Origin of the sequence: Streptomyces alkaliphilus (assembly GCF_014141535.1) — a bacterium.
In the GTDB taxonomy this organism is placed as follows: Bacteria; Actinomycetota; Actinomycetes; order Streptomycetales; family Streptomycetaceae; genus Streptomyces; species Streptomyces alkaliphilus.
The window spans coordinates 1-1454 of the sequence record NZ_VKHT01001144.1; the positions used below are offsets into that span (position 1 = coordinate 1).

The window sequence follows — 1454 nt, forward strand, 5'->3', positions numbered from 1 at the left end:
ACCCACACCCCCGCCTCCGCCGCCGCCCTTTTGGACTGTCTGCCCGGGGAGGCCGCCGCCGCACTGGAACACCTGCGGGTCACGGGCCTCCTGGTGCCCGCCGGCGTCGGTCGCTACGCGTTCCCCAACGACCTGCGGGAGGCCGCGGTCAAGGGCGGTCTCACGACCGGGGTCCTCCCCGCCCCGGCCACCGGTGATCCGCCGGTATGGGCCCATCGCGTCCATCTCGCGGGCCTCGCCCACTGGTACCTCGGCTCCCTGTACCGGGTGAACCTGCCGCTCGCGCTGCCCGCCGTGGTGCGCAACCGCTACCACGCCGGCGTGGACCGCTTCCCCCGCGGTCGGCTGTTCACCAGCCCCTCGGAGTCCCTGCCCTGGGCGGACGAGGAGTTGGAGGGGGTGCTGGCCCTCGCCGGTCAGCTGGCCTCGCCCGCCTTCGACACCGGGGACGAACTGGCCGGACGTCCCCTGTCCGCCTTCGCGGCCGAGGCGGCCCGCGCGCTGGAGACCTACTTCGGCATCCGTTTCGCCTGGCGGGCACAGCGCCGGCTCAACGGCCTGGCCCTCATGGTCGCCGAGCGCACCGGTGACGAGTACTCCAGGGCCGCCGCCCTGGTGCAGTTGGGCAAGGTGCACGGCCGGCGGGGGGAGGGCGATCGCGGTGTGGAGCTGCTGACCCGGGGGATCGATCTCTTCCGCGCGCTGGGGGAGGACCTGGAGGCGGTGGCGGCCTCCAGCGCCCTGGTGGCGTGCCTGGCGATCTCCGGTCGGATCGAGCTCGCCGTTCGGGTCGGCGAGCGGGCCATGGAGGAGGCGAACCGGCCGGGGCTGGAGGCGTTGCGCACGATGGTGCTCAACAACCTCGGCCGCTGCCGGATGCTGCTGGGGGAGTGGGAGGAGGCCCACCGCCTGCTCACCGAGAGCTACACCGGGGCCCGTCTGCCGCACGGTCGGACCACGGCGGCGGGGGCCCTGGCCGGCTACCACCTGAGGGTGGGGGAGTACACCGAGGCCGTGCGCTGGGCCGAGCGCGCCCTCGCGCACAGCGCCGAGCAGCCCTTCGACCCGGTGATGGTCGCCGAGCAGCGCCACGCGTTGGCGGCGGCCCTGCGCGGCATGGGCGAGACGAGGCGGGCCCGGATCGAGGAGACCCAGGCGGAGGCGCTGCTGGCCGACCTCAACCGGCGTGAGGACACCGATGTGCGCCTCCCCGCGAGCCCCGGAGCGTGCGTGGACCACGGGAGTCGGGAGGGGGACGGGAACGGCGACACGGGGAGGCGGAACTCCCCCGGGGCCGACTGCGGCAGGGGCTTCGACGGCACGTGAGGCCCGACCCGCCCCCGACGGGATCGCGGGCCGGCGGCCATCGCGACTCCCGGGGTATGCAGGCTCCGTGACAACCGTGACCACCGTGATCACCGCGCCCCCCGGCCCGGGCCAGATAATCACCCAGC

General features: G+C 74.8%; 1 pseudogene. It reads left to right on the forward strand.

The annotated features are described in order from the left end of the window. A pseudogene (locus tag FNQ90_RS22990) lies at nt 1-1326 on the forward strand (hypothetical protein); the annotation flags it as partial. Nucleotides 1327-1454 lie beyond the last annotated feature (128 nt).